This window comes from Anaerobiospirillum sp. NML120448 (assembly GCF_023050945.1).
Taxonomy (GTDB): domain Bacteria; phylum Pseudomonadota; class Gammaproteobacteria; order Enterobacterales; family Succinivibrionaceae; genus Anaerobiospirillum.
Genome location: NZ_JALKIM010000047.1, coordinates 19,848 through 27,179, shown reverse-complemented (window position 1 = coordinate 27,179; position 7,332 = coordinate 19,848). Strand labels below are relative to the sequence as shown.

Annotated in this window: 2 protein-coding genes; both read left to right on the top strand. The window is 39.4% G+C overall.

Translation table 11 applies throughout. The features are described 5' to 3' along the window. The first annotated feature begins 3,225 nt into the window (after positions 1-3,225). On the top strand, positions 3,226-4,380 hold the full coding sequence (gene galK, locus MXE38_RS08525) for a galactokinase (protein WP_246913929.1): 1,155 nt from the start codon (positions 3,226-3,228) through the stop codon (positions 4,378-4,380). Positions 4,381-5,145: 765 nt separating this feature from the next. Continuing rightward, positions 5,146-7,011, top strand: coding sequence for a melibiose:sodium transporter MelB (gene melB / locus MXE38_RS08520; protein WP_246913928.1), 1,866 nt, complete (start codon positions 5,146-5,148; stop codon positions 7,009-7,011). Positions 7,012-7,332: the final 321 nt, after the last annotated feature.

Sequence of the window (7,332 nt, the reverse complement as noted above, 5' to 3'; positions counted from 1 at the left end):
ATATTAAAAGCTTTGGGTAAACCGTGGTGGGAGCTTTTGTTCCCTGTATGTTACCGTCCTTACTCAGAATGGCCTATGCGTGGGGTTTTATAAAAAAATGCTAAAAACCATCTCCCCAAGTTGCGTTTTACTTTTCTCCATAGTGCTAAAGGCTTGTTCCTGCTTTTGGTCAAATACGGAGACCTTTACGGGTCATTAGTAGTTGGTAAGACTGCTAAGCCATCAATACATAGTATGCCGCCCGTAAGGTGAGGTAAAGATTTCATCTTTATCTAATTGTGGTTGCTGCGCATACTATGCCTTATCCCCAGTGATAATGTCTTTGGCAGCAATCATATTAGGAACATTGTTAGTTGTTAGTGGTGTGCTTTGACTTATTTTATGCACTTAATTTAGCTCTTGATTAGCTAATAATATGAGGGCAGACCATAACATTAAAAGCCAATTCTTTTAGGCTTAATGTTATGCTTCTATTGTTAGTTGAGCTGTCAATTAGGACATTTTCAAAGCACACATTTTCCATCCACCCAAACCAATCCCACTAAAAGCTAACCTCCTCACCTCAAACCTCGCTCCCGCATCAGCGCATCACCTCACTCCAGCATCGCATCACCGCAGCACTGTACCAGCGCAATAGCGCAACGCTGTAACACTATGCCCGTGTACTTGAGCTAGTGAACAGCATCACATCACCGCAGCAGCACTGTACCAGCGCAATTGGCAACGCTGTAACACTATGCCCATGTACTTGAGCTAGTGAACAGCAGCGCATCACCGCAGGAGCAGCACTGTGCCAGCACAATAGGCAACGCTGTAACACTGTGCCTGTGTACTTGAGCTAGTGAACAGTTGCGCATCACCGCAGCGCTGTACCAGTGCAGTAGCGCAACGCTATAACACTGTGCCAGTGCAATAGAGTAAGTGAGCAGCAGCGCAAAACACTTGTTTACCCTTCCCAAAAGATACTTGCTCAGCTAAGGATTCGCTCAGCAAAAGCTAAAGCAAAGGCTAAGCGAGCTCATTTTAGTTAAGTAGTATCAAGCAAAATATTAGTTGGCGTATATCATCCTGTTAAGCTACAGCAAAGCCAAGACAAGACCTACTAAGACTAAGTATAAGTTGTGAAGCACTGCTTGCTAAGTGTCAGTGTCAGTATAAAGCACAAGTGCAAGCACAAGCACAAGCACAAGGGCAAGTGCAAGGCGTTAAATGCTTTGTACTACAGGAAAAGCACTAAGAGTTAAGTGACACTTTTAACAAGATAGTAAGGGCAGTTGCTATGGTGGTGGCAGTAAACAAAATGCAACATAAAATTAAGAAAAGGGAGCTTTTCTGTTTTCAATGGGTTGGGCTAATAAAGAGTGTAAAACTAACATTCATTTGTAAGTAAAGTGTTAGTAAAAAGAAGGATAGGGAGAGAAAAGAGCTGTTTTGTAAGATAAAAAGGAAAATTTTTTCTTAGATAAACGCAGAGTTTAAAATGCGATATAAAAGCCGTTGTTATTTGTAACAATTTAGCTAATATTAAAGCTTTTTGACTGCAAAAAGGGCTATTAAATGCTAAAAAAGTTAAAAAATAGCAAAACAAAAGAGTAGAATAAGGACAGTTAACCAGTAATTGACTATTCGCCTATTAAGGCATTTTGTAGTTCACTATGCTACTTACCAATTGATTAGCCTATATTCAAAAGTTTTTGCAAATAGTTAGTTCGTTAGTTTTCTTTAGCCTTTATTAATACTTAACCAACTCCAACCTTGTTGTTAGATAAGGGCTATCCAATTTATTTCATACCGTTTTTGATGGTAAGAGAACTTTAACTCTTACATCCTACCAATCAGCAAACAAAGAAACAGCGCTAGCGCAAGTTAGCGCTCAACAACCCTAAGGTGGTTCAAGGATAAGTACGTCCTCATACCTAATAGGACAACCAGTTTATCTGGAGGTATGAGAAAGTAAATACTTGTCCTTGACCTGCCTTTTTTCCTCCTCACAACTCAGCAGTCTTTCACTAGCCTACAAAAGCACTGCTTCTGCTGCTGTTGCTGCTGCTGCTACTACTAGTTAGTAATTCTACTTCTTGGCTTGAAAACAAAAGCTCATCATCCTGCCAGTTATCTTTGACTTACCACTTCCCCCTAAGAGTCACTGTTAATACAGCTTTAACAAATAAAACTTAACTTTAATATTCAGATAGCTAGTCATTCTAAGCCCACTAGCTAAGCTCAGTTCTGGCCATGGCATACACCTAAAGTATCAGGGCTGTGCCTTTTGGCTTTTGGTGAGTGCTTAGTGGCGTGTAGCTGAGCGTATGCTCGGCTTTGGCATGCCGTGGTTTGCTAGGGCTTGGAGGTAGCTTTCATAGTAAGGTAAGACCTAAGGCTTGGTAGGGGGCTGAGAGAGCGTGGTTTAGCTGATGAGGGATTGGTAGGGGCGAGCAAGTATTGTTTTTCTTTGGGTGTTAGAGGAGGAGTTGTCTTTGGGAAGTTGTGAATGTTACAGCTATGTTATGTTGTGTTACGAACATGTAACGAAATATATTTCGGAAAATGTTCGTAAGGCTTTTTGGGCTGAATAGGTTGTTTTGATGGTGGTGGGACAGTTTTTTCATGTAAATTAGGGTTAGGTTACAAGAAAAATTATGTGCTTAATTTAGGTGAGTAGGAGGTAAGGTTTTAACTCGCATCTGGCTTAAATATAGGCGTTCTTAGTGTTTTGTTAGTTTTTGGTTAACTTGTACGATCACTTTTTTTGAGGCAATTTTTATGGGTAATGATACACGATTTCATGGCAAAGCCCTGAACTTATCTAGATTCCCATTTTTAAGGGCTTAATATCGTTTTCTTTTACATTAAAAATCCGCAAAATTTTGGGCTAAAAAACGTGAATTTTTGATAATTTATCGTATAATACGCACAACGCACGGGCGGGTGCGTTGTTTTTTAGCATCAAGCTAAGATAGTGAAGCTTACTTAAAGGCATCTTTAGTTAGTTTAGGACAAGGTTATCTAGCTTTTTAGTTGAGATGTTACAAAAGCTTGTAACATTAGTGATAGCCCCCTCTAATTTCATAGTAAGAGCACTAGCTTATTGCCTATCTTCTAGGCAAAATTAAACTAATTTACCTACGCTAAAGTCATATTGTTCTTGTTGGTACTTTGCTATAAGCCACCAAAACATAGTGGTCATGAACTTTAGCTATTTTCTTTGTATCAGAGGATTAAGTAATGAGCGATGTTCGTTTGATTAGTGCTCAGGAGTTTGAAAAGCATTTTGGTTGCAAACCAACTTATTTATCCTATGCTCCTGGTCGTGTGAACTTAATTGGTGAGCACACCGATTATAACGATGGTTTTGTTCTTCCTTGTGCTATTAAGTTTGGCACTGCTATGACCGCCAAGAAGAACGGCACTGATAAGATGCGTTTATTAGCTGTCGATATCGATCATGATACTGACGAGTTTGTATGCAGCGCAACTTTTGAGCCTCATGAGTCTAAGACTTGGAGCAACTACTTACGTGCTATGACCTCTTTAATTATGCAAAAGGGTCATAAGGTAGAAGGCTTAGATATCGCTATTACTGGTGATATTCCTTTAGGTTCAGGCTTGTCCTCTTCAGCCTCATTAGAGGTTACTTTTGGTAACTTAGTATCTCAAGTTTTTGGCCTTGACATTCCTCTCCAGGAGATTGCTTTAACTGGTCAGGCTTGTGAAGCTTTAAATGGTTGCAAGTGCGGCATTATGGATCAAACCATTGTTGCCTGCGGTAAGGCTGACAATGCTTTATTGATTGATTGCCGTTCATTAAAGTTAGAGCAAATTAGCGTTCCTAGCAATTTAGATATCTTAATTGTTAACTCCAATGTAAAGCATGCTTTAGTTGGTGGTGAGTACAATGAGCGTCGTGAGCAATGTGAAAATGCAGCTAAGATTTTAGGTGTTAAGGCATTGCGTGACGCTACTATGGATATGCTCGATGCTAAGAAGGGTCAGATGGACGAAGTAACCTATCGTCGTGCCCGTCACGTAATTACTGAGGATGACCGTGTTTTAGAGGCTGTAAAGGCCTTTGAGCAGGGTGACTTAGCTAAGTTAGCTACTTTAATGTATGCCTCCCACTGCTCTATGCGTGATGACTTTGAAATCACTATTCCTGAGATTGATGGCTTAGTTGAGATTATTCGTGAAGCCATAGGTGAGAATGCTGCTGTTCGTATGACTGGTGGCGGCTTTGGCGGTAGCGTAGTAGCTGTAGTTGACCCATCCAAGGTTGAGCAAGTAAAGGCCGCTATTGATGCTAAGTACGAAGCTTTAGCTGGTCGTAAAGCTACCATTATTGAAACTCATGCTTTTAATGGTGCTGTATTTACTAATTTATAGTTCAACACTAAGTTTTAAGCCTGCTGCCTATCAGGCTGCAAGGTATTAGTTTGATGCTAATACCTTGTAAAAAAGAAGGGGATATTACCTAGTTCTTAGTAATATCCTCTTAACTAGGCAAATAAAATTGTATCATCATGCCGTTTTTGCAAATTTCTTTTACACAACCTTAAATTTGCTTTAATCATGATGATTAGCTGATTTTAGTCCACTCCTCAATCGAGATTAAGATTAGCTATAGCTTTGTACTCTTACTTTGAGCTATTCCTCATCCTCAATTGCGCTTAAAGTAAGGCAAAGCTAAACAATATATTAATAGCTCTGCGCCTTTTAGCTGGAGGTTTAGGTCTAGCCCTAGGAAAGCAGAGCCCCTGTATGTACCTTGATTAATTATTAATGAACAATAGTAGTATGCCTAAGCTCCATAGCTTCGGGTAGGGTTGCTGCATCTTTAATTTTTGTTTTAGGTTGGTTTTTTTCAAAGTAAACAAGGTTTGCTCAAGCTCTTTTGCTTAAGGTTAAGAGAGTTTGATCAAGCTACTAGTTTACTAGTTGCTTGTAAGTATCCATTTAACGATAGGTACTGTTTTATAGTTTTGCTTTGGCAAAAATTTTAGGTTCGAGGTTGCTTTAGCTTGCTTAAATAAGAATATGTGATTGGCAATATTTAGTTGTTAATCAATGCGCTTATTCTTTTATTTATTGTTGTTGTGTTAAAAATTTTAAGTTGAGCTAAAGATTTTGTGTGTGAATCTGGAGATTAATATGGCTGAAAGTCCCGTCACATTAAAAGAGAAGGTATCCTTTGGTCTAGGTGCCGTAGGTAAGGATTTATCTTACTGGGCAATGGCTGGTTACCTTATGTTGTACTTTACTGACGTAGTTGGTTTAAGTGCAGCTTTCGTTGGTGTTATTTTCTTAATTGCTCGTCTATGGGACGCTTTTAACGATCCTTTCATGGGATGGATTGTTGATAATACTAAGTCTCGTTGGGGCAAGTTCCGTCCATGGATCTTAATTGGTACTTTAGTTAACTCAGTAGTTGCTGTGTTAATGTTCACCAACCCAATCCACTTCTTTGACTTCTCCATGGGTCAGGCCATGGCATACTGTGCCATTTTCTACATACTTTGGGGTATGACCTATACCATTATTGATATTCCATACTGGTCATTTATTCCTGCATTCTCTACCGATTCTAAGGTTCGTGACATTATGTCAGTAATTCCACGTACCTGCGCTATGATCGGTGGTCAGTTTGTGGTGATCTTTGGTTTATCCATGATTGGTTGGATGGGCGAAGGTCAAGGTGACACTGCCTCTGATGGTTTCTTCCGTTACATGGTAATGATCAATATTGCCTTTATCGTAACTGAAATCATTTGTGTACGTAACATTCGTGAGCACGTACAAACTCCATTACGTCAAAAGATCACTGTAAAGGGCATGGTTCAGCTTTTAGTTAAGAACGACCAGCTCTTAGTTATCATTATCTTAACCGTAATCCAGCAGGTTGCTCAGAACTTAGTTAACGGTGCAATTTTATACTACTTCAAGTATGTCATTATTAATGAGGATGTTTATCCTTACTTTATGGCTGCTGGTGCTGTATTCCAATTCATCGCCTTTATTTCTTTCCCATACTTAGTTCAATTTAGCTCCCGTAAGGTAGTGTATATTTCCGCTGCTTTATTAATGGTAGCTGGTTACTTAGGTATGTTCTTAAGCGGCTCTGGCGCTGATGCTAACGTATGGATGGCTGGTATTTCCTTCTGCGTTGCCTCCATGGGTGTAGCTTTATCCTTAGTTGCTACTACTGTAATGTTAGCTGATACCGTAGATTATGGTGAGTACAAGTTAGGTACTCGTTCTGAGTCTATCGTATTCTCCATGCAAACCATGACCGTTAAGTTCGGTTCTGCTTTTGCTGGCTTCTTATCTGGCTTAACCTTAACTTTAGTTGGTTACGTTCCAAACGTTCCTCAAACTGAGAGCACTATTTTTGGCTTACGTGTAGTAATGTTCGTAGCTTCTACCGTTGTCTTATTAGTGATGTTAGTTCTCTACATCAAGTACTATAAGTTAAACGGCGACTTCTACAAGAACATGTTATCTGCTCTTCAATCATCCCGTGATGAGGCTCTTGCTCAGAAGTCTTCAACTCGCTATGTACGCGCTGCTTTACACGTACGTTCCATGATGGTTGAGTGTGATGCTACTGATAAGCAAAGCTTATTAGCTCAAATGGTAAATAAAGTAGTAGAGGTAGACAACTTAGCTCCACAAGATGAGAAAGCCTTCTTGGATGCTGTTATGGCTCGTGAGGCTTTAGGCCCAACTGGTATTGCTGATGGTATTGCCATTCCTCATGCTAAGTCTGATCTCATTAAGAACACTACTTTAGTAATTGCAAAACTCAGCACTCCTATCGACTTTAACGCTCCTGATGGCAAGCCATGTGATTTAGTTTGCTTATTAGCTAGCGTAAATGACGGTAATGCTCACTTAAATGTAATTGGCCGTTTAGGCTTAATCCTTGATGATGAGCAAAATCAGGCTGCTATTCGTTCTTGCTCTGATCCATATCAGTTAGTTGAGATCATTAGCCAAGCTGAAAAGAAATTCCTTTAATTAAGTGATTATTTACTAAGGTACGCAAACTAAAGCCTATTTTGCTTATCAATTAGTAATCAATATTAGGTCTTGCATGCTTTTCCCTAATATCTTAGTTAAGGATTCTTACTAAGATAAGATTAAGGCAAAAGTACGTAATGCTAAATGCCTTAACTAGTTATTTAGCAGTCTGGTCGCTTGGTTTTAGGCTGGATTGTTAGATACAAAAGATTGCTGAGGTAAGTAGCACTTTTAGGCGCTTAAATTGGCTTTACGCCAATAGAGTCACTTTAGGCGCTTAATATTGCTGTAAAGTGCAATTTACTTACAGTGATCTCT